A 20906-nucleotide genomic window follows, 5' to 3' on the forward strand; every position below is an offset into this window, starting at 1 on the left:
GTGCATCCAAATGGACCACGGAAACAACCAAACGCGATCAGCTATTCCTCAAGCTGTTGGGGGTCAATTGAATCGTGGCCGCATTAGACGACTTTTAGGTTTTTGTCGGGAGCGCTCCTGCAGAAGATGAGCGTTCCTCAAAAACAAGAATGGCCGCGCCATCAAAAAACAGCACGGCCGGATTCTTCTTCAGGATTGTGGTGCGCGAGGCCGGACTCGAACCGGCACGCCAGAGGCGTCAGGACCTAAACCTGGTGCGTCTACCAATTTCGCCACTCGCGCACTTTCAAGGGAAAAGCAATTCTATAGGAAGTTGCTGAAAATAAGAAAGCGCGCCGGCTATTCGGCTCCGAGGAGTGCTCTCCGGCGCTGGATTTCTTCAAAGAGCTCGAGCCGCCTCATGTTGTATTCACCCCAGGTGAGCGTTCCCTTGAGGAGTCCCTCCTGCATTGCCTCAATCCGGGGGTCGCTCAGCGTGCGGGACTCTTCGGCGATCCTTGCCTCCTGAGGCGTGCCGGTTTCAATCATGATGCGGCGAGTTTCCTCGTTGAGTTCGTGCGTGAGCTCAAAGACGCCTTCCGCAGCGCGGCGCTGCTCGCGCGTAATTCGCGTACGGTCGCTGAGCATCGCCTCCGTGATGCCGTTGGGCAGGCACGCAGATTTGCGGAAATAGGGCTGGAAGGCTTCAGTAACGCAGGCTGCCCGCATGCGGTTGCTGACTTCCGTGATGCGGAGTTCGTACTGCGAGGGTTCCCGGCGAAGAGACTGAGGCGCCCGTTGAGCGGCAGCGGGCGCCTCGGCGGAGGGCGCATCCGCCTTATTTGCCGGAGGAACGGCGCATCCGGCAAGCAGAAGGGCACCCAAAAGAAGCGAACAGCAAAGTCTGGCGGACATGGTTGACTCGGAGAGAGGCGCAGAGGAAAAAATCAACAAAGGCAGAAGTTTAGCTAACCCGCAGAGAATGCACCTCTTTTCGCTTGGGTATAATGTAAAGCTTCGAATTTGGGGGAGTCCGGACGCAAAGAGTCTGATGACTGCCTCGGAACAGAATTCATTCAAACCGCCCGGGTTGAGGCTGTCGCTAGCGGCACAGTGCATCCGGACGGATTTTCCAACTTCTCGGACTCTTGTGCTCAAGCAGCTTTCCAAAAAGAATCCTGCGTGCTCGGGAAGGTTTCCGAACTTTCAGTAAAGATCAAAGCAATGACTGAAGAAAAGATTGAACAGGCTGCTGAACAGGCTGCTGAACAGACTGAGGCTCCCAAGGAAGAAACGCCGGCGGTGAATCCGCTCGAACGTTCGCTCGAGCTCACGGTTCCTGCCGCTGAAGTTCGCACGCTCTCCCAGAAGTACCTTCGCAACTATGCGAAGGATGCCCGCATGCCCGGCTTCCGCAAGGGCCATGTTCCGATGGCTCAGGTCGAGCAGATGTACGGCATGCGCGCTTTTGATCAGGCGCTCAACGAGCTCGTCGGCCAGGCCTGGTCGAAGGCTGCTCAGGAATCCGGCCTCGCCATCGCCTGCCAGCCCCGCATCGAGGCGCTCGAAGGCGAAAAGGACTCCGAGGACATGAAGTTCAAGGCCGTCTTCGAAGTCTTCCCCGAAATCGTCTACCCCGATTTCAAGACGCTTCTCCTGAAGCGCTACAGCTGCACCGTTGATGACGCCGCCGTCCAGAAGACGCTCGACGTCATGGCCCGCCAGCGCGTCACCTACGGCCCGCTCGAGGAAGATCGCCCGGCCCAGAAGGATGACCGCGTCACGGTCAACTTCCGCGGCACGAAGGACGGCGTCGAATTCGCCGGCGGCAAGGCTGACGGCTTCCAGTTCGTTCTCGGCGACGGCCGCATGCTCGCCGACTTCGACGCTGCCGTCACCGGCATGAAGAAGGGCGAAAAGAAGACCTTCGACATGACCTTCCCGGAAAACTACGGCCCGGCCGAACTCAACGGCGCCAAGGTTCAGTTCGAAGTTGAACTCACCAACATCGAACTCGCCCACATCCCCGAAATCACCGATGATTTCGCGAAGTCCCTCGGCGAAGAAAGCGTTGAATCGATGCGCGCCGCCATCCGCACGAACCTCGAGCGCGAAGTCGAATTCCGCCTCACGCAGAAGACTGAAGCCGAGACGTTCGAGGCCCTCGCCGGCGCCCTTACGTACCCGATCCCGACCTCCATCGTCGCCCAGGAACGCCACGCCATGGCCGAGCAGTTTGCTGAAACGATGAAGCAGCGCGGCGCCAAGGTTTCGCTCAAGGACTTCCCGGAATCCATGTTCCAGGAAAATGCCGAGAAGCGCGTTCGCCTCGGTCTCTTCACGGAAGACCTCGTTGCGAAGGAAAAGCTTCAGGCGACCAACGAGCAGATCGCTGAGCGCGCCAAGGTCATCGCTTCCTCCTACGAGAACCCGGCTGAAGTCGAGCAGTACCTCACGACGGACCGCAACTCCCGCATGAACCTCGGCGCTCAGGTTCAGCAGAAGAACGTCTGCGACTGGCTCCTCGCCCACGCCGACACGACGGACGAAGCCGTTGAATTCGACAAGGTGATGTCGGGTGCTTTCTAACTGAAGCACTCCCAAAATCTTCGGATTTGAACTTTTCCTGCAGTTTTGCGCTGATAGAGCGCAATTCTGCAGGCATCAGGCAAGAATCCGATAGAATTCTGCAAGGGCGCCTGCGGGCGCCTTTGTTATTTTCTGACTGCGCGTTTTGAGATGTCTCGTTACTGCACGAGTCCCACTGATTCGCGATAATGAGCGGCACATTCAGCAGCAATGCTGCAGCTTCCGGATCCCGTTCGGATCCGTCAGGCTTCTATAAACAGAAAAACCAGTAAAGAATCCAATGTCTCTTGTTCCTATCGTTGTTGAGAGTTCCGGCCGCGCTGAGCGCAGCTTCGACATTTATTCCCGTCTGCTTCGCGATCGCATCATCTTTCTCACGAGCGAAGTGAACGATCAGACGGCTTCGCTCGTCGTCGCGCAGCTCCTCTTTCTGGAAAGCGAAGATCCGGACAAGGACATTTCGCTTTACATCAACAGCCCCGGCGGTTCCGTTTCTGCCGGCATGTCGATCTTCGACACGATGCGCTTCATCCGCCCGAAGGTGAATACGATCTGCCTCGGCATGGCGGCATCCATGGGCGCTTTCCTTCTCGCTGCCGGCGAAAAGGGAAAGCGCTATGCGCTTCCGCATTCCCGCATCATGATTCATCAGCCGCTCGGCGGCGCCGAAGGCCAGGCGAGCGACGTGGAAATCCGCGCGCGTCAGCTCACGCTCATCAAGCGTCAGATGAATGAACTGATGGCGGGCTTCACCGGGCGTACGTATGAAGAGCTCGTGCGCGACACCGACCGCGACAACTTCATGAGCGCGCAGGAAGCGCTCGAGTACGGCCTCATCGACCGCGTGCTCACAACGCGCGCTGAAATGTAAAGAGAAGCTGATTATTCCACCGCGACTTTCCCCGGAAGGCTTCCCTTTCGAAGCTTTCGGGGAGAGCAGACGACAAACAGTTATCGCGTCCGCACAGGGGTGAGAAAAGACTTTTCACCTGAATTTCAAAATATCTGCGGACGAAAGACGACGGCAGTCCGCTTCGTGCTGAAGCGGCTCCCGTCAGGGAAATTAAATAATGGCAAAACGCTACTGCTCCTTCTGCGGCCGCGACGAGTCGCAGTGTTCTGCGCTCTTTCAGGGCCTTCACGGAGAACTTCTCTGCGGCGAATGCGTTCGCGCAATGGCTGCGGAACTGAAGGTTGAAGTTCCGGGCAAGGATGCGCAAAAGACCGAAGGCGAGGACGCTCAGGGCGACGCCGTCGAAAAGGAAGTCTTTCCGAAAAAGGTGCCGACGCCGCGCGAGCTTTATGAGCTTCTCGACAGCTACGTGATTGGTCAGGAACGCGCCAAGCGCACGCTCGCCGTGGCGGTTTTCAACCACTACAAGCGCCTCATGACGCAGCAGGACAAGCACCTCAAGAACCTTGAGGACAAGGTTGAGCTGCAGAAGTCGAACGTCCTCCTCGTCGGCCCGACGGGTTCGGGCAAAACGCTTCTCGCGCAGACGCTCGCCCGCGCGCTCGACGTCCCCTTCGCGATTGCCGACGCTACGACGCTTACGGAAGCGGGCTATGTCGGCGAAGACGTTGAAAACATCGTCGCCAAGCTGGTTCAGGCTGCCGACGGCAATATCGAGCGCGCTCAGAAGGGCATCATCTATCTCGACGAAATCGACAAGATCGCGAGAAAGAGCGAAAACCCCTCGATCACGCGCGATGTTTCGGGCGAGGGCGTGCAGCAGGCGCTCCTCAAGCTCGTGGAAGGCACGATCGCCTCGATGCCCGTCAAGGGCGGCCGCAAGAATCCCGGCAAGCCCATGATGGAAGTCGACACCTCGCAGATTCTCTTCATCTGCGGCGGCGCCTTCGACGGCATGGAACGCATTGTCCGCCACCGTACGGAAAAGAGCGAAATCGGCTTCTCCGGCACGGTAATCGGCAAGCGGGATCACGATCTGAGCGAGCTCTATCATCAGATCGATACGTCCGACCTCGTCAAGTACGGCCTTATTCCTGAACTCGTCGGCCGTCTCCCGGTGATCACGGTTCTTGATGAGCTCGATGAAAAGGCGCTCATCGAAATTCTCACGAAGCCGAAAAACGCCATCGTGCGGCAGTACAAGGTGCTTTTCAAAATGGAAGACGTGGAGATCGAATTCACGCCCGAGGCGCTCAAGGCAATCGCGCATCAGGCGATTGAGCGCAAGACGGGCGCGCGAGGCCTGCGCTCCATCATTGAAGGCATTCTCCTCGACACCATGTTTGAAGTCCCCGGCCGCAAGGACGTGGCAAAGGTTGTTGTGACGGAGGATGCCGTTTCCGGCAAGAGCCGTCCCGAACTCATTCTGCGCGCCGAAGGCGAGGCCGCTCCGGCGGCTGAAGCGCCGGCTGCAGGTTGATTTCGATCCGGCAGATCCTCCTTTCCGAACGGGGATTGCGGTATTACCCAGGCGGCAGTTGAAAAAACTGCCGCCTGACCCCATATAGTCATTACACATCCTATTTTTTGGGGCTAATAGCTTTGAACAATCAGAATTCAACCCTTTCCGCAGAGAATCCGGCGGTGATCGGGCCCCTGCCCGTTATCCCGCTGCGCGACATGGTGGTCATTCCGAACTCGATGACGACGGTCTTCATGGGCCGTCCGCTGTCGGTTCTGGCTGCCGAAGCCGCCATGCGCATTCATTCCGGGCGGGTGATCCTCTTGACGCAGCGCGACAAGGGCGTTGACACGCCGACTCCCGAAGATTTCTGGGACGTCGCCGTGAGCGGCGAAATTGATCAGCTGCTGCGCCTCCCTGATGGTTCCGTCAAGGCGCTTGTGCACGGCACCGAACGCTGCCGCGTCACGAAGTGGATTAATGCGTCCGGGTTCTTCAAGGCCGAAGCGGAGATTCTCCAACCGGAAATTTCTCCTTCGGACGATCTTGCCGCCTATTCGCGCACGCTCCTGAAGTCTCTTCAGGAATATGCCTCGAACGTCAAGAAGTTCTCTCCCGACCATCTGAAGGCCGTGCTTGAGGAGAAGGATCCGATCCGCGCATGCGACATCGCGGCTTCCTTCATTCCGCTCACGACCCCTGAACGCCTCGAGTACCTGCGTGCGGCAAGTCCTGTCGCGCGCTTCGAACTCCTGATCGGCGTTCTTGACCGCGAACTCGAAAGCGGCCAGATCGAGAAGCGCATCCAGCTTCGCGTCAAGGGTCAGATGGAGAAGAACCAGCGCGAGTACTACCTTAATGAGCAGATGAAGGCCATTAAGAAGGAGCTCGGCATCGAGGGCGAAGGCGAAGACGGCGAAGACGAGGACGTTGCGCTTGAGCGCAAGGTTCGCGAAGCCAAAATGCCGGAAGCTGCGGAAAGCGCCGCGCTTTCGGAATTGAAGCGCCTGAAGAGCATGCCGCCGTCGTCGGCCGAAGCTTCGGTCGTGCGCAGCTACGTCGACACGCTTCTCGATATTCCCTGGAAGAAGAAGAGCCGCGTCTCGCACGACATCGCCCGTGCCCGCCGCGTCCTCGACGAGGATCACTGGGGACTCGAGAAGGTGAAGGAACGCATTCTCGAATACCTCGCCGTGCAGAAGCGCGTCGGGAAGGTTAAGTCTCCCATTCTCTGCCTCGTCGGCGGTCCGGGCGTCGGCAAGACCTCGCTCGGCCGTTCGATCGCGAGAGCGACGAACCGCGAGTACGTCCGCATGGCTTTGGGCGGCGTTTCCGACGAAGCGGAAATCCGCGGCCATCGCCGTACCTACGTGGGCGCCATGCCTGGGCAGGTGATCAAGCATCTGATCAAGGCCAAGGTGAAGAATCCGCTCTTCCTTCTGGACGAAATCGACAAGATCGGAGCCAACCACAGGGGCGACCCTGCTTCGGCGCTCCTCGAGGTGCTCGATCCGGAACAGAACAATGCCTTCGAGGACCATTACGTTGAATGCCCGTTCGATCTCTCGGACGTGCTCTTCGTCGCGACCTCGAACAGCTACGACATTCCGCCGGCGCTACTCGACCGCATGGAAGTGATTTCGCTCTCCGGCTATACCGAGGACGAAAAGGTGCACATTGCTCTCAGGCACCTCGTGCCCAAGCAGATGCGCGCCAACGGCGTGAAGGAAACTGAAGCCAGGATCACCGAAGGCGCGGTTCGCGACATCATCCGCTACTACACCCGCGAAGCAGGCGTGCGTGCGCTTGAGCGCTCGATCGGCAAGATCCTGCGCAAGATCGTTCTCACGGAACTCGAAGCCGGCAAGGATAAGAAGCTTGAGCTTCCGATCGTTGTCGACGAAAAGAACCTCGAGAAGTATCTCGGCGTTCGCCGCTTCAGCATCACGGTTGCTCAGCGCGAGCCGCAGGTCGGCATCGTGAACGGCCTCTCCTGGTCTGAAGTGGGCGGCGACATTCTTACGATTGAAGCCGTCGCCTTCCCCGGAAAGGGCCAGGTGCTTCGTACCGGCATGCTCGGCGACGTGATGAAGGAGTCTGTTGAGGCTGCGCGTTCGGTGGTTCGCTCCCGTGCTCAGATGCTCGGGCTCCGTTCGGACATCTTCGCCAATACCGATTGGCACATTCACTTCCCCGAAGGCGCCATTCCGAAGGACGGTCCTTCGGCCGGCGCGGCAATCACGACGGCCATGGTGTCGACGCTCACCCATATTCCGGTGCGCTCCGATATTGCCATGACGGGCGAGATTACGCTGCGCGGCGAGGTGCTCCCGATCGGCGGCCTGAAGGAGAAGCTTCTCGCGGCTCAGCGCGGCAACGTGAAGACGGTGCTCATCCCTGAGGAAAACATGAAGGATCTCACCGAGATCAATGAGGATGCCCTCAAGGGTCTCGAGATCGTTCCGGTGAAGCGCATTGAGGAAGTGCTCCGCAGAGCGCTCCTCAGAATGCCTGAGCCGCTCTCTGATGAAGCATTTGCCGCTTCAATGCCGCCGCCGCAGACGATGGTGCCCCCGGCGCCGGCAATGCAGACTTCAGCCTGACAAAGAGCTTGACCAAAGTCTGCAAAACTTAATTGAGAAAGCAAAAGCCCTGTACCTCCGGTATGGGGCTTTTGCTTTTAAAGTGACGAAAAAGCCTTGTTTACAAGGAGACTTTTTTGTATACAATACCATCCATTCAAAACCTCGCGGATGTCTCAGGTAAACAAAGGATGGGCCTTTGTCTATTCATCACGCTGAAGGGGAGAGAAGCACATGAACAAGACCGATTTGATTAAAAAAGTGGCCTCGGAGGCAGGTCTCAGCAGAAGCAAAGCGTCAGAAGCTGTTGAGGCTATGCTTGACGGCATTCAGGAAGCGCTCGGGCGCAATGAAGACGTGGTAATTCTCGGATTCGGTTCTTTCAGCGTAGTGGATCGCGCCCCGCGTGCCGGGCGTCATCCTCAGACGGGCAAGCCCATGCATATCCCGGCAACGCGTCAGGCGCGCTTCAAGCCCGGAAAAACTCTTAAAGAACTGGTAAAATAATTCTTCTCTGTTGCTCACGCTGAGCTGCAGGCAGTGGATCCTTAGCTCAGTTGGTAGAGCGGCGCCTTTACACGGCGATGGTCAGGAGTTCGAGTCTCTTAGGATCCACCACAAGATAGGCCCGTACTGTTCGTAGCAGTCCGGGCTTTTCTTTTATTTCAAGTAATTGCGGTAAAAACAACGCTTACAAGCGTTCGCTTTAGATTTCTGCGGCCTCGCTTTATTGATGGTATGGATGATGGTACGGCGGTTAGCCCATGTTCATACCATCATTCGGACGAACAAAATAAGAAAAGCGGTGCGCAGGCAGTGGCTCGTCTGAGGCCTTATCTCCTTATATTCCGTAGGCGAGAGATGAATAGACGAGCGCAGAATCCGGTCTGTTAATGAGGCGGACATTGAGGGTGTTCTGGTCGCCTGAAAACTTGCCGGGAACGCTCTGCAAAACCGGTTTTAAACACTGATTTTGCGCTTTGTAAGGGTTTTCCTCAAAACAAAAAAAGTGTGGGTCTCATGTGGGGCTGCAGTTTATGAAGCCGCTTCAGCACGGGGTCTGGTGTTGAGGAATTCCTTTTTCCAGGCATGGACCAACCAAAATTTATGAATGCTCCTCTTGACAAAAAAAGGATTCTTCTATAACATTACAATCCTTCTTCGCTGAAGAAGAAATTCTCTCCGAGAAAACGCGGAGTGGTAGTTCAGTTGGTTAGAATATCGGCCTGTCACGCCGAGGGTCGCGGGTTCGAGTCCCGTCCACTCCGCCAGTTACTATCGAAGAGAATCCAAAGAAGCCGGGTTGACCGGCTTTTTTGTTGCCGGACGTTCCAAAAAGTTCGGGCCGGAGGGAAGGCTCCGGAGTGCGGCAGAAAAATTTTTTCTGACCTCTTGCAAAAAGATCCGCGCTCCGTATAATTCTCCTCCTGAGCTGAAAAACGCAGCATCGCTGATGCGGAGTGGTAGTTCAGTTGGTTAGAATATCGGCCTGTCACGCCGAGGGTCGCGGGTTCGAGTCCCGTCCACTCCGCCAACAGTTTTTCTGCAAAATCTGATTTCAGATTTATTTCAAGCTTGGAAGCGCATCAGCGCGGAGTGGTAGTTCAGTTGGTTAGAATATCGGCCTGTCACGCCGAGGGTCGCGGGTTCGAGTCCCGTCCACTCCGCCAGAGATTCTTGAAAAAAGGCGAGCCGTGAGGTTCGCCTTTTTTCTTACCTATAACTTTGTCCACCCTGTTCGACCGCATGGGGGCTCCTGAGCTGCCCAAAAGGGATCGAATTGATAAAGGAACCTCTATGCTTCAGGCATTCCGCGAGCACAAGCGCTGGCTGATGTTCATTGCCATGGTGCTGATCATCCCGAGCTTTGTGGTTACCGGCATTTACTCCTACAACCGTATGAGCCAGAGCGACAACGCCATCGTCCAGGTGGGCGAGGCGAAGATCACTCCCGAACAGTTCGACATGGCCAAGCGCGAGCAGCTTGAGCGTCTGCGTCAGCAGATGGGCGAAAGCTTCCGCGCCAACATCCTCGACAACGAACAGGCTCGCGAAGACATCCTGCGCATGCTGATGGATGATTCCGCCATCACGCAGACGGTGGCGAAGAATCACGTGATGGTGAGCGAAGCTGAAGCGGTGGCGCTCATCAAGAATGCCGATGCGCTCAAGCAGGACGGCAAGTTCTCCCCCGAGCTCTACGAGCAGTTCCTGCGCTCCCAGGGCAAGAGCGACCAGCAGTTTGTTGCTCAGGTTCAGCGCGACCTTGAAAAGGAAGTGCTGATCGCCGGCGTCTCCAATGCCTATCCGGTGCCCAAGGCCCTGGTTGAGCAGATGCACGAGATCCTCACGAATGAACGTCAGGTCCGCACGCTTACGATTAATGCAGCTGACTTCCTCAATTCCGTGAACGTTTCAGATGATGAGGTGAAGGCTTACTACTCCGCTCATCTGTCCGAATTCCTCTCGCCCGAGCACATCAAGGCCGAATACATCGTCCTCTCGCCCGAGAACTTCAAGGATCAGAAGGCCAATCCCGACGACATCAAGGCCTATTACGAACAGAACAAGAACCGCTGGTCCATTCCTGAGCAGCGCCGCGCAAGCCACATTCTCATTGAGTTCGGCGACGACAAGGCTGCGGCTCTCAAGAAGGCCGAAGGGATTCTTGCTGAAGTGAAGGCTGATCCCTCGAAGTTCGCCGCTGTCGCTGAAAAGGAATCTCAGGATCCGGGCAGCGCCTCGCAGGGCGGCGACCTTTCGTTCTTCGGCAAGGGCGTGATGACGAAGGCCTTTGAAGACGCCGTCTTCAATGCCAAGAAGGGCGACATCGTCGGTCCCGTGGAAACGGAATTCGGCTACCACATCATTTATGTGACCGACATTCAGGCCGGGTCCGTCGAACCCTTTGAAGCCGTGAAGCCCGAGATCGAGCGCGAATACGCCGAACAGATGGCGATCCGCACGTTCTCTGAACGCGCCGACGAGTTCACGAACATGGTTTACGAACAGTCCGACTCGCTCGAGCCCACCGCTCAGAAATTCGGCCTCAAGGTAGAGACGGCTGACTTCGTCACCCGCAACGGCGTGACGGATCCCGAGCTCGGCCGCATCATCAACGACCGCGTTGCCGAAGCGCTCTTTGGTTCGGAATGCCTGAAGGAAAAGCGCAATTCGAACGCGATTGAAGTGCAGAGCAATACGCTTGTTGCGGCCCGCGTTGTTGAGTACTACCCGGAAAAGGAACGCGCGCTTGACGATGTGAAGAGCATTATCGGCGAAAAGCTCCGTGCGCAGAAGGCGGCTGAAAAGGCCTTTGAAGCCGGCAAGGCAAAGCTCGCGGAGCTCCAGAAGTCGAAGAGCCTTGATGGCTTCTCCGACGAAGTCTGGGTTTCCCGCCAGAACCAGCAGGGTCAGGAAACATCTCTGATTAATGCTGAGCTCGCGCTTGAGACGTCGAAGCTTCCCGCCTACACGGGCGCTACGCTCGCAAACGGCTCCTACGCGATTGCCTACGTTGCTGCGGCCCGCACGCACCAGGCGAACGAAGCGGAGCTCCGCGGTCTCGCCCGCGAGCTGGGCTCGATCTACGGCGAAGCCGACCGCGCCGGCTATCTTGAAGCGCTCAAGGAAGCCATCGGCACGAAGGTGCTCCGTCCGGATTTCGTGAAGGGCGAAGAGAAGCCGGCTGAGCAGGAATAATCTGCCCAAAAGCTGAAGGCGGGACGCTCTGGTCCCGCAAGAAGAGAAGAAGAGCTGTCAAGCCGTAAAAGGTGAGGCAGCTTTTTTTTTTTCGATATCAAGCAGGCAGGACGATCCGGCGGCACCGTACGGAAAAGAAAGACAAAAAAGATCCCATGGCCGTCGAAACAGTCATGGGCTTCAAAGGAACAAGATCAGGTGAAGATCAAGTTGGAGAAGACTCTGCCGGGCATCCCTTTAGAACTTGTGCACGAGGCCGAAGGTGAATTCATAGGCGTCTTCGACGGCCTGCGGCTTCTGTGCTTCATACTCCTTCGAGTAGTCGGACTTGATCCAGCCGGCAGCCGTATAGAAGGTCGTGCGACGGCTTAATGAATACGTGTAGCCGATGGTGTCCATCGTCAGCTTATCTTCGCGGCTCCCTTCGAAGTCGGCCTGCCATCACGGCGCCGCCGAAGGCGGGAACCTCAACGCCGACATTGACGCCGTAGCCGTCCACGCCGCCATCGAGGCTGAAGGTGGTGGTTTTCGCGGCGGACGTATAGTTTTCAAAAATCTGCGTGTAGAAGAAGAACTTCGCCCAGCAGGCGTTGTAGTTGGCGCCGAGGTTGTAGGAAATGGAATCGTCGAGCCCGTTCCTGTCGGCCTGAGGCTGCGCTTGGTTGATGGTTTCAATGCCGAAGGCCACCATGAGGTTGTCGCTGCGGTAGCGAACTGCGCCGCTCAGAAGCCGTTCGACGCTCGACTGGCCTTCCGTGGCGCCTTCCGCGTAATTCTTTGAGTCGGTACCGAAGGAGTACTGAACCGTTGCATCGAGGCCTGCAAAAACGGGCGTGGTGTATGCGACGGCGTTGTCGATGAATTCGTAGCCGAGAGAAACGACCAGGAGGTGGCCGCCAATGTAGCCCCAGCCGCAGGAGAAGGGATACGCATAATGACGGCTTCGGACGGATTCTCATTCCGATCAGGCAGTAGCCGGCTTCGATCCGTCGGCATCTGACAAAAAGGGAGCGCTCCCGAAGAAGTGCTCCCTTGTCCCTGCAGTCCGGACCGGTGAGTTCCTCTCCCGGCCCGTAAGAATCACATTTCGCGCATGCGCACGAGTCTCGAGAAGGCGGCCTTCATGTCGCTGCGCACGAGCGCCTTTCTGTTTTCAAAGAGCTCACGGTAGCGGCTCACGAGTTCGGGCACGGGTTCATAGACGCCGTTTTCCGAAATGACCTTTGAGAGCGCTGCCTTGACGTCCGTGATGCCGCCCGTAGCGTAGGCGCCGAAGACGCAGTTGGTGAGGACCGCACCGCCCGGATTCTTGAAGCGGACGACCTCGGCGTCGAGCATGTTCGACTTGATCTGATTCCAGAGCGGATCGCGGCTGCCGCCTTCCGTCACCGTGATGCGGCTGAGGGCAACGCCGGCGCGGCGATATCCGTCAGCGAGCTCCATGTAGTCGTAGCCGATCGCCTCGAGAACGGCGCGCCACATGACGAACTGATTGTCGTCCATCGTCATGTTGAGGAAGCACCCGCTCGCTTCCTTTTCCTCGCCGTAGCCGCCCGTGAGATAGGGGAGGAAGAGGACGCCGCGCGACCCTGCGGGGATCTTTTCCGCGCCGGCCGAAAGCTCGCCGTAATAGGCGCCGTCGCCTTCATGACGGCAGACATTGTCCTTGAACCAGCGGAGCGCGAGGCCGCCCGTGCGCACGAACCCCCAGTAGAAGTACGTGTCGGGGAGCGTGCCGGAATTGAAGATGAGGCCGGTGCCGGGCTGAGAAAGCTCGGGGATGATGCCCGTGGTGGAGACGCAGAACATGGCGCAGGTGCCCGCCACGTCGACGCCCTGGTGCGCTTCAAAGACGCCCGAGCCGAGCATCGACTGCATCGTGTCGCCCGCGCCCGCGAGAATCGGAATGCCGGCGGGAAGTCCGGTGCGTACCGAAATTTCCTCGCAGAGACCGCCCACCTTGTCCCAGGGCTTCAGGATGCGGGGCATGTACTTTTCGTCGATCCCGAGGAGCTCGAGCTGTTTGGGCGACCACCTCTTCGCCTGAACGTCGTAGCCGAGGCCCCAGCCCGACATGGCGCCCCAGTCGATGAAGGCATCCTTGCCCTTCAGGCCCGCGAGACGCATGAGGACGTAGGGGGCGTTGTGCACGAACTTAACGCCGCGCTCGCAGAATTCGGGCGAATTTCTGAGGAACCAGCGCGCGAACATGGCCGGGAACATCGGAGAGGCTTCAGCGTTGCCGGTTTCGCGGCCCCAGATCGAAAGCTTCTTCGCGTTGAGGGCTTCCACATCCTCCGTCGTGCGGCTGTCGAGGTAGTTGATGTAGGGCGTGACCGGGCGCGCATTTTCGTCGATGCCGACGATGCCGCAGATGATGCCGTCGCCCATGATGGCGGCGATGTCCTTCGGATCGCGGCCGATGCGGCGAAGCTCGCTCGTTACTTCGGCCATGGCCGTGATGCAGTTCTCGAGGTACGTGTCCACGTTCATCTCGACCCAGCCGGGATGCGGATAGCTGAGTTCAGTCGGAAGCGACCGGCTCGCAACGAGCTCGAAATTCTCATCGTAGACGCCTACCTTCACGCTCTGCGTGCCGGCATCAAAACCCATGTAAAGCTTCGCCATTGAGGTTCCTTCACAAAATAAGAGAGATCAGGAATAGTACCTATTTTTAGAGAGTTCGGGCAAGCATCATTTCTCTTGCTTCGCCCCGGAAAATGCATCAAGAAATTGCTGCGGCTCCGAAGTCCGCATGGCGCCTTCTGAGGGAGCCTGATGGTCGGGCATTGCTAAAATGAGGCCTTCGGCTTTGCTTTCTGTAGCTCATCTTTCGAGCCTTAATCCGGGAGCAGGGCCATTCATTCCATAAGAATTCGAGCGTTCCTTCTGCCCGCAGCGTCTTTCGTCTGAGGGCATTTTGCGCGCATTCAACACAGCAATGGCCATCAAGCAGAAGAACAAAGACGATTACGGCGAGAGCTCCATCCGGGTGCTGAAGGGCCTTGAACCCGTCAAGCAGCGTCCGGGCATGTACACGCTGACGGACAATCCTCTTCACATCATTCAGGAAGTCATCGACAACGCGAGCGACGAAGTGCTCGCGGGGTTCGGGACGAAGATTTCGGTTTCGGTGAACGAGGCCGGCATCATCACGGTGGAGGATGACGGACGAGGGATTCCGATCGGCATGCATCCGGAAGAGCATGCGCCCGTTGTTGAGCTTGTCTTCACGCGTCTGCATGCGGGCGGCAAATTCCAGAAGGCCGACGGCTCGGGTCCTTATTCCTTTGCGGGCGGGCTCCACGGCGTCGGCGTCTCCGTAACGAATGCGCTCTCAAAGCACCTTGTCGTTACCGTCTGGCGCGACGGCGAGGAAGCAACGATGGGCTTCCGGGACGGCTTCGTGGCCGAACCCCTGGCCGTGCGCAGGAGCCCCCGGCCCAAATCGCAGACCGGCACCCGCGTCTCGGTCGAGCCCGATCCGAAGTATTTTGATTCGCCCGAGATCCCGGAAGCCTCGCTCGTGCGGCTTCTTCGCTCAAAGGCGGTGCTCCTCCCCGGCTGCGAGGTCGACTACCGCAATGAACGCACGGGCACTGAGGCGCACTGGAAGTACGAAGGGGGCCTCAAGGAATATCTCCTTTCGGAAATCCACGGCGAACCGATGATCGAACCCTTCGAAGCGGCGGCTTACGCCGACGAATCGACCGAGGGCTATGCGCCGGGCGAAGGCGCCGCATGGGTGGTGGTCTGGACGCCCGAAGGGCCCCTCACGCGCGAAAGCTATGTGAACCTCATTCCCACCCCGCAGGGCGGCACCCATGAATCGGGCCTCAAGGACGGTCTCTGGCAGGCCGTTCGCGCCTTCATGGACGTGCACGGACTTCAGGCAAAGGGCGTGAAGGTTCTCGCCGAAGACGTCTTCAGCCGCGCGAGCTTTGTTCTTTCGACGAAGGCGATCGATCCGCAGTTCCAGGGGCAGACGAAAGAGAAGCTCACGAGCCGCGATACGCTCAAGCTCGTTTCCGGGTTCGTGAAGTCGCAGTTTGAGTTCTGGCTCAACGACCATGTCGAAGACGGCAAAAAGCTCGCCGAACACATCATCAGCCAGGCTCAGGCGCGTCAGCGCCAGGCCGCGAAGTACGAGCGCCGCCGCACGTCGACCGTGGCGGTTCTTCCGGGGAAGCTCACCGACTGCGAGTCGAGCGACATTACGCGAAACGAACTCTTCATCGTGGAGGGCGACTCCGCCGGGGGCTCCGCCAAGCAGGGGCGCGACAAGGAATTTCAGGCGGTGCTCCCGCTTCGGGGCAAGATTCTCAACACTTGGGAAGTCGACGGGGGCGCGCTTTTCCGCTCCGACACGATTCACGACATCGCGCTCGCGATCGGCGTTGATCCGCATCTGCGGGACGGCGAGCCCGACCTGAAGGGACTCCGCTACGGGAAGATCTGCATTCTTTCCGATGCCGACGTCGACGGCTCTCACATTCAGGTGCTCCTCCTCACGCTCTTTCTCAAGCACTTCCCGAAGCTGATCGAGCTCGGGCACGTCTACGTCGCGATGCCTCCGCTCTTTCGCGTCGATGCGCCGAAAAAGGGGAGGAAGCCCGACCGGAAGATCTACTGTCTCGATGAGCGCGAGCTCGCGAGGACCATGGAGTCGCTCCGCAAGGAAGGCTTTCGCGATGAGCAGCTTTCCATTTCGCGCTTCAAGGGCCTGGGCGAAATGAAGGCTGAGCAGCTCGCGGAAACGACGCTCGCGCCCGATACCCGGAAGCTCCTTCCGGTGGCGTTCGGGTCCGTGCCGGAAGAGGCCACCCGTGCGGTCATGCAGACCCTCATGGGCGAGCGCGAGGTGGCGGGCCGCCGCCTCTGGATGGAAGCCTACGGCGACCGCGCCGAACTCGATGTCTAGTAAGAAGGGAAAAAAAGAATGACGGAGAAGAAGCCCCTTTCCGATGAGACGGAAGATCTTTTTCACGATTCGCTCTTTGGCGACGGCGGCGAACCGGAAGCGGAAGCGACCGGGGATGCGCCTGCGTCGCATGACGCTCCCGGAGCGTCTGTCGATGATGCGCAGTCTCCTTCGGTTCCGGAATCGGACGAGGGTTCGGACGCTGCCGCAGAGACTGAGGCTGAGCCGGAACTTTCGGAAGAGGATCTGAAGGCGGCTCAGGCCGAGGAGATCACGGTGGGCGTCGCGACCGAGGGAGAGGCCGAGGAAAACGGCGCCCTCACGCTCGCGCGCTACGCGTCCCAGGCCTATCTAGAATACGCGATGTCGGTGGTGAAGAGCCGTGCGCTTCCTGAGGTCACGGACGGCCAGAAGCCCGTGCAGCGCCGCATCCTCATCGACATGTACCGCATGGGGCTCAAATTTGATGCAAAGAGCGTGAAGTCCGCCCGCATCGTGGGCGACGTGCTCGGCAAATACCATCCCCACGGCGACCAGTCGGTCTACGACGCCCTCGTGCGCATGGCGCAGACCTTTTCGCTCCGCTACCCGCTCCTCGTGGCCGAAGGCAACTTCGGCTCCCGCGACGGCGACTCTGCGGCGGCCATGCGCTACACGGAAACGCGCCTGACGCCCATCTCGTCGCTTCTTCTTGAGGAAGTGGATTCGGGCGCAGTCGACTTTGCGCCCAATTACGACGGGAACTTTGAGGAACCGGTGGAATTGCCCGCGAAGCTTCCCTTCGTTCTTTTGAACGGGTCCTCGGGCATCGCGGTCGGCATGGCTACTGAAATCCCGCCCCACAACCTCACGGAAGTGGCGGCGGCCTGCGTGCGGCTTCTCGAGAAGCCGGAAGCCGGGCTCGATGAAATTCTCTCTCTCATGCCCGCGCCGGACTTCCCCTGCGGCGGCCAGATCATCACGCCTCAGGATGAAATCCGGGCGATTTACGAATCGGGTCGCGGGAAGCTCCGCGTGCGCGCGCGCTGGCACTTTGAAGAACTCGCCCGCGGACAGTGGCAGCTCGTCGTCGACGAACTCCCGCCCGCCGCGTCCTCCCGCATCATTCTCGACCGCATTGAGCAGATCACGAATCCGCGGCCGAAAAAGGACAAGAAGTCGATTTCCTCCAAGCAGCAGCAGGCGAAGAGCGCCATGCTCGCGATGCTCGAGAGCGTGCGCGACGAGTCCGGGAAGGACGTGGAGGTCCGGCTCGTTTTTGAACCGAAGACGAGCCGCATCGACCGCGACGACTTCGTCAACTATCTCCTCTCCGAAACGGATCTTGAATCGAACGTGCCGGTGAATCTCGTCATGCTCGGCATTGACGGAAAGCCCCGGCAGAAGGGACTTCTTTCCATCCTGACCGAATGGATCGAATTCAGAAAGAAGGCCGTGAGGCGCCGCACCGAGGCGCGGCTCGCGAAGGTGCTCGACCGCATCCATGTTCTGGAAGGCCGTTCGCTTGTTCTTCTCAACATCGACCGCGTGATCGAGATCATCCGCGCGGCGGACGATCCGAAGGCGGACCTCATGGCCGAATTCGGACTCACCGAACGTCAGGCGGACGATATTCTCGAAATCCGCCTGAAGCAGCTCGCCCGCCTCGCCGCAATCGAAATTGAGAAGGAGCTCGCGAACCTCACGAAGGAGCGCGCGGGGCTCGAGCGCATTCTCGGGAGCGACGGCGTTCTGAAGCGCCAGGTAGCGCGCGAAATCGAAGCTGCCGCCAAGACTTTCGGGGATGCCCGCCGCACGGTCGTGAAGGAAGCCAAGGTTGCCGTCCATGAGGTGGAGACCCCTGATGAACCCGTTACCGTCGTGATTTCAAAGAAGGGGTTCCTGAGGACGCGCACAGGGCACGGGCACGACTGCTCGCTCATGAGCTTCAAGATGGGCGACCAGCTCGACCGGGCAATTGAATGCCGTTCGTCGGATCAGCTCTCCTTCCTTGACGCAAACGGGCGCGTCTATTCGCTCGCCGTTTCGCAGCTCCCGGGCGGTCGAAGCGACGGCGCGCCCTTGTCGGCCTTTGTCGACCTTCCGCGGGGCTTTGAATGCGCAGGGTGGATTGCAGGGCCGGCGGACATGGCGGTGCTTCTCGCCACTTCCGGCGGCAAGGGCATGCTCCTCAGGCTTGCCGACGTTTCGACGCGCCTCAAGGCCGGACGCGACTTCGTGAAGATGAGCGAAGGCGAAAGGCTTCTGCCCCCTGTCACGCTTTCCGTGAGTGCAATTGAAGCGGGCGCAAAGCTCGCCTGCCTCTCGTCCTCCGGGCGCCTGCTGGCCTTCCCGTTGAGCGAAATCCGCTTCGTCGCTTCGGGCGGCAAGGGCGTCGCCCTCATGCTGCTCGATCAGGGCGAGGAATTGATTTCGATCGCGGTTACGGACGACCGCGGCGTCATCATCTCCGGCGTCGGCAGAGGCGGCAAGGCGCGCGAAGCGCAGCTGAGCGTGCGCGTCTATCAGGCGCACATCATGCATCGCGCCCGCCGCGGGAAGACCCTTGAAATTTCCTGGAAGGCCGAGCGGATTGAGGCGCTCCCGCCCGTTTCTTCGGACCCGCAGCAGACGTCCGGTTCGGGAGAGAGCGGCTCGGCCGGCCTCAAGCTCGAAGTCGTTGACGAAGCGCCGACATTGTTGTAAACAGAGGGCAGCCGGATTCCGGCATGAGGCCAGGATCCGGCAGCCTTCTCTAATTCAGATTTCCTTCCTCCATGAAGATTCCGAAGTTCTTCCGAAGTCTTTCGACGCGCCTTCTTTTCCTCACGCTCCTCTGGGTGAGCTTCATCGTGAGTTCGATCGGCTGGACGATGCTTCTCAACTGGGAGCTCGAGGCGAGCGCCGCGGCGAAGTTCTCGATCGCAGAGCTGCGCATGCAGGTCTATCGGTCCGCCTACTTCACGCAGCCGATCTTCCCCGAGAAGCTCCTCGACGACGAACTCACGCGCGTCACGAACCAGTTCCGCGTGATTCGGTTGGGCGACGCCTGGCAGCCGCTGGAGCTCCCGCGAGAGGGTGACTTCCATACGGCGCTCGAGACGCTTGAAAATCGCTGGAAGAGCGAGGTCGAGCCCATGCTGATTGCGTCCAAGGAGGGAGGCCGTCAGGTGGATGCGGAAATGGTGCGCGTCTACACGGCCGAGCTTACCGATCTGGCGGACAAGATCGACGCCTGGCGCTACGACTATCTCTGGCAGCTTAGGTACCTGCAGATTCTCCTCATCGTGCTCGCGATCGGGAGCCTCTTCACGATCATGCTGCTCCTTCTGCGCTGGGTGATCCGTCCGATCGGGAGCCTGGGCGAAGGCATCAATCGTCTTTCCGGGGGCGACCTTGCCGCGCGCGTTGAGGTGAAGAGCGACGACGAGATCGGCCGCATCGCGGTGGGCTTCAACCGAATGGCCGACAGGCTCGAGGACCTCTACAACAACCTCGAGCAGAAGGTGGCGGAAAAGACCGCCTCGGTCGAGGAAAAGAACCGTCACCTCGCGCAGCTCTACGAGACCACGTCCTTCTTCTCCCAGCAGAGGTCGCTCGAGGAACTTACCGACGGCTTTGCCGAGCGCGTCGTGCGCTATACGGAGGCTGATGCATGCCTCGTGACGCTCGTCGACCAGAAGGCGGGCTGCGTTGATGTTGCGGCTTCGAGCGGACTTACGGCGGAGGCCCTCAGGGAATCTTCCAGAATCCCCTGGGAGGATTCGATTTTCCGCACCGTTGTGCAGAAGAACTACCCCGTGCGCGTGGATCTCAAGACCGACGGGCGCATGCTCGCGCGTACGCTCGCCAGGGCAGGATTCACGACCGCTTACTGCTTCAACGTGAGAAGCGTCTCGGAAAGCATCGGCAGCTACATGCTCATCTTCCGCGAGGAGTCGCAGCTCTCCTCCCAGATGACGCAGCTCCTTGAATCCTTCGCGATGCACCTGGGCGTTGCGATCGACAACCAGCGCCTCATTGACCGCGACCGCCAGTACGCCGTCATTCAGGAGCGCCAGCTCCTCGCCCAGGGCCTCCACGATTCGATCGCGCAGGCGCTCTCCTACCTGAACCTTCAGGTGCAGTTCCTCTCCGACGCGATCCGCGACAAGGACGAGAAGCTCCGCGACGAGTCGCTCGAAGCCATCCGCACGGGCGTGCAGGAATGCTACGAGGATGTGCGCGAGCTTCTTCTCAACTTCCGCGAGCGCCTTCACAACGAAGGGTTCCTGCAGGGCGTGCGCACCGTGATCGACCGCTTCGAAGGCCAGGCGCACATCGGCGTTCGGCTCTCCTCGGTCGGGGACGGCCCGAAACTCACGCCGCGCGAAAAGCTCCAGGTGATCTTCATCATTCAGGAAGCGCTCTCGAACGTGCGCAAGCACGCTCAGGCCTCGAGCGTCAAGGTGTCCGTCAGAAACGAGGACGATCTGACGGTGGAGATCGTCGACGACGGCGTCGGCATCGACCAGGCTGTGGTTGAAGAGAGAAAGAGCCAGCATGTGGGCCTTTCCATCATGCAGGAGCGCGCTTCGCGCATCGGCGCGGTAGTGACCGTCGAGCGGGCGAGCCCGATCGGCGGCACGCGCGTGCTGCTGAAGCTCCCGGCTTCGGCGAGACAGATCAGCTGACGGGAGCCGATGGAAATGAAGCGCGTTGGAAGACCGGGGCTTGCAGGCATCCTTGCCGCCCTCTGCCTCGTTCCGGGCCCATCTGGGGCGCGCCGGCGGCTGCGGG

General features: G+C 59.3%; 13 protein-coding genes and 5 tRNA genes. 13 read left to right on the plus strand and 5 right to left on the minus strand.

All coding sequences use genetic code 11. The features are described from left to right. Positions 1-198: 198 nt before the first annotated feature. Together GBM95_RS06850 and GBM95_RS06855 are read right to left on the minus strand one after the other, a co-directional pair. Positions 199-282: transfer RNA gene (locus GBM95_RS06850), tRNA-Leu, on the minus strand. A 57-nt stretch (positions 283-339) separates the two neighbouring features. Next, positions 340-894: a hypothetical protein gene (locus tag GBM95_RS06855; RefSeq protein ID WP_152158428.1), complete on the minus strand. Its 555-nt coding sequence runs from the start codon at positions 892-894 to the stop codon at positions 340-342. A gap of 309 nt (positions 895-1203) precedes the next feature. On the opposite strand from GBM95_RS06855, the gene tig reads away from it, so the two are divergent. The 10 genes from tig to GBM95_RS06905 all read left to right on the plus strand — a co-directional run bounded on the left by tig (position 1204) and on the right by GBM95_RS06905 (position 11227). Next, positions 1204-2568 (plus strand): trigger factor, encoded by a 1365-nt coding sequence (gene tig, locus GBM95_RS06860; protein ID WP_152158429.1) that lies wholly within the window; start codon positions 1204-1206, stop codon positions 2566-2568. A gap of 280 nt (positions 2569-2848) precedes the next feature. Continuing rightward, a complete protein-coding gene (gene clpP, locus GBM95_RS06865; protein WP_139687710.1) occupies positions 2849-3439 on the plus strand; it encodes an ATP-dependent Clp endopeptidase proteolytic subunit ClpP in 591 nt (196 codons plus the stop codon). 199 nt (positions 3440-3638) lie between these two features. Further along, entirely contained in the window at positions 3639-4961 is a 1323-nt protein-coding gene (clpX, locus tag GBM95_RS06870; RefSeq protein ID WP_152158430.1) for an ATP-dependent Clp protease ATP-binding subunit ClpX, read from the plus strand. Between the two features lie 122 nt (positions 4962-5083). Continuing rightward, complete coding sequence (gene lon, locus GBM95_RS06875; RefSeq protein ID WP_226963208.1) at positions 5084-7546, plus strand: endopeptidase La; 2463 nt, start codon at positions 5084-5086, stop codon at positions 7544-7546. Positions 7547-7759: 213 nt separating this feature from the next. Next, entirely contained in the window at positions 7760-8032 is a 273-nt protein-coding gene (locus GBM95_RS06880; protein ID WP_139687708.1) for an HU family DNA-binding protein, read from the plus strand. Positions 8033-8067: 35 nt separating this feature from the next. Beyond that, positions 8068-8143 (plus strand) — tRNA-Val (locus GBM95_RS06885). A gap of 576 nt (positions 8144-8719) precedes the next feature. Then, positions 8720-8796 (plus strand) — tRNA-Asp (locus GBM95_RS06890). Between the two features lie 186 nt (positions 8797-8982). Then, positions 8983-9059, plus strand: a tRNA-Asp gene (locus GBM95_RS06895). A gap of 59 nt (positions 9060-9118) precedes the next feature. Beyond that, positions 9119-9195, plus strand: a tRNA-Asp gene (locus GBM95_RS06900). A gap of 127 nt (positions 9196-9322) precedes the next feature. Beyond that, on the plus strand, positions 9323-11227 hold the full coding sequence (locus tag GBM95_RS06905; RefSeq protein WP_152158431.1) for a SurA N-terminal domain-containing protein: 1905 nt from the start codon (positions 9323-9325) through the stop codon (positions 11225-11227). A 237-nt stretch (positions 11228-11464) separates the two neighbouring features. Here GBM95_RS06905 and GBM95_RS12650 read toward each other — a convergent pair whose 3' ends face one another. The 3 genes from GBM95_RS12650 to GBM95_RS06915 form a co-directional block, all read right to left on the minus strand. Continuing rightward, on the minus strand, positions 11465-11626 hold the full coding sequence (locus GBM95_RS12650; RefSeq protein ID WP_226963209.1) for a hypothetical protein: 162 nt from the start codon (positions 11624-11626) through the stop codon (positions 11465-11467). A gap of 7 nt (positions 11627-11633) precedes the next feature. Next, a complete protein-coding gene (locus tag GBM95_RS06910) occupies positions 11634-12128 on the minus strand; it encodes a porin (protein ID WP_319643764.1) in 495 nt (164 codons plus the stop codon). A gap of 179 nt (positions 12129-12307) precedes the next feature. Next, a complete protein-coding gene (locus GBM95_RS06915; RefSeq protein WP_152158432.1) occupies positions 12308-13855 on the minus strand; it encodes an FGGY-family carbohydrate kinase in 1548 nt (515 codons plus the stop codon). Positions 13856-14168: 313 nt separating this feature from the next. On the opposite strand from GBM95_RS06915, the gene GBM95_RS06920 reads away from it, so the two are divergent. The 3 genes from GBM95_RS06920 to GBM95_RS06930 all read left to right on the plus strand — a co-directional run bounded on the left by GBM95_RS06920 (position 14169) and on the right by GBM95_RS06930 (position 20800). Beyond that, the gene (locus GBM95_RS06920) at positions 14169-16148 is read left to right on the plus strand and encodes a DNA topoisomerase IV subunit B (RefSeq protein ID WP_152158433.1); all 1980 of its coding nucleotides are present in this window, start codon (positions 14169-14171) and stop codon (positions 16146-16148) included. Between the two features lie 18 nt (positions 16149-16166). Beyond that, a complete protein-coding gene (parC, locus tag GBM95_RS06925; RefSeq protein WP_152158434.1) occupies positions 16167-18833 on the plus strand; it encodes a DNA topoisomerase IV subunit A in 2667 nt (888 codons plus the stop codon). 71 nt (positions 18834-18904) lie between these two features. Continuing rightward, complete coding sequence (locus tag GBM95_RS06930; protein ID WP_152158435.1) at positions 18905-20800, plus strand: HAMP domain-containing protein; 1896 nt, start codon at positions 18905-18907, stop codon at positions 20798-20800. Positions 20801-20906 lie beyond the last annotated feature (106 nt).

It is taken from the genome of Sutterella seckii (assembly GCF_009183815.1).
GTDB lineage: Bacteria > Pseudomonadota > Gammaproteobacteria > Burkholderiales > Burkholderiaceae_F > Sutterella > Sutterella seckii.

Bases quoted from the DNA above. Each gene is read 5' to 3' on its own strand.
- GBM95_RS06855 (WP_152158428.1), bottom strand. From the start codon at position 894: ATGTCCGCCAGACTTTGCTGTTCGCTTCTTTTGGGTGCCCTTCTGCTT.
- clpX (WP_152158430.1), top strand. From the start codon at position 3,639: ATGGCAAAACGCTACTGCTCCTTCTGCGGCCGCGACGAGTCGCAGTGT.
- parC (WP_152158434.1), top strand. From the start codon at position 16,167: ATGACGGAGAAGAAGCCCCTTTCCGATGAGACGGAAGATCTTTTTCAC.
- GBM95_RS06920 (WP_152158433.1), top strand. From the start codon at position 14,169: ATGGCCATCAAGCAGAAGAACAAAGACGATTACGGCGAGAGCTCCATC.
- GBM95_RS12650 (WP_226963209.1), bottom strand. From the start codon at position 11,626: ATGGACACCATCGGCTACACGTATTCATTAAGCCGTCGCACGACCTTC.
- clpP (WP_139687710.1), top strand. From the start codon at position 2,849: ATGTCTCTTGTTCCTATCGTTGTTGAGAGTTCCGGCCGCGCTGAGCGC.
- GBM95_RS06930 (WP_152158435.1), top strand. From the start codon at position 18,905: ATGAAGATTCCGAAGTTCTTCCGAAGTCTTTCGACGCGCCTTCTTTTC.
- tig (WP_152158429.1), top strand. From the start codon at position 1,204: ATGACTGAAGAAAAGATTGAACAGGCTGCTGAACAGGCTGCTGAACAG.
- GBM95_RS06905 (WP_152158431.1), top strand. From the start codon at position 9,323: ATGCTTCAGGCATTCCGCGAGCACAAGCGCTGGCTGATGTTCATTGCC.
- GBM95_RS06880 (WP_139687708.1), top strand. From the start codon at position 7,760: ATGAACAAGACCGATTTGATTAAAAAAGTGGCCTCGGAGGCAGGTCTC.
- GBM95_RS06915 (WP_152158432.1), bottom strand. From the start codon at position 13,855: ATGGCGAAGCTTTACATGGGTTTTGATGCCGGCACGCAGAGCGTGAAG.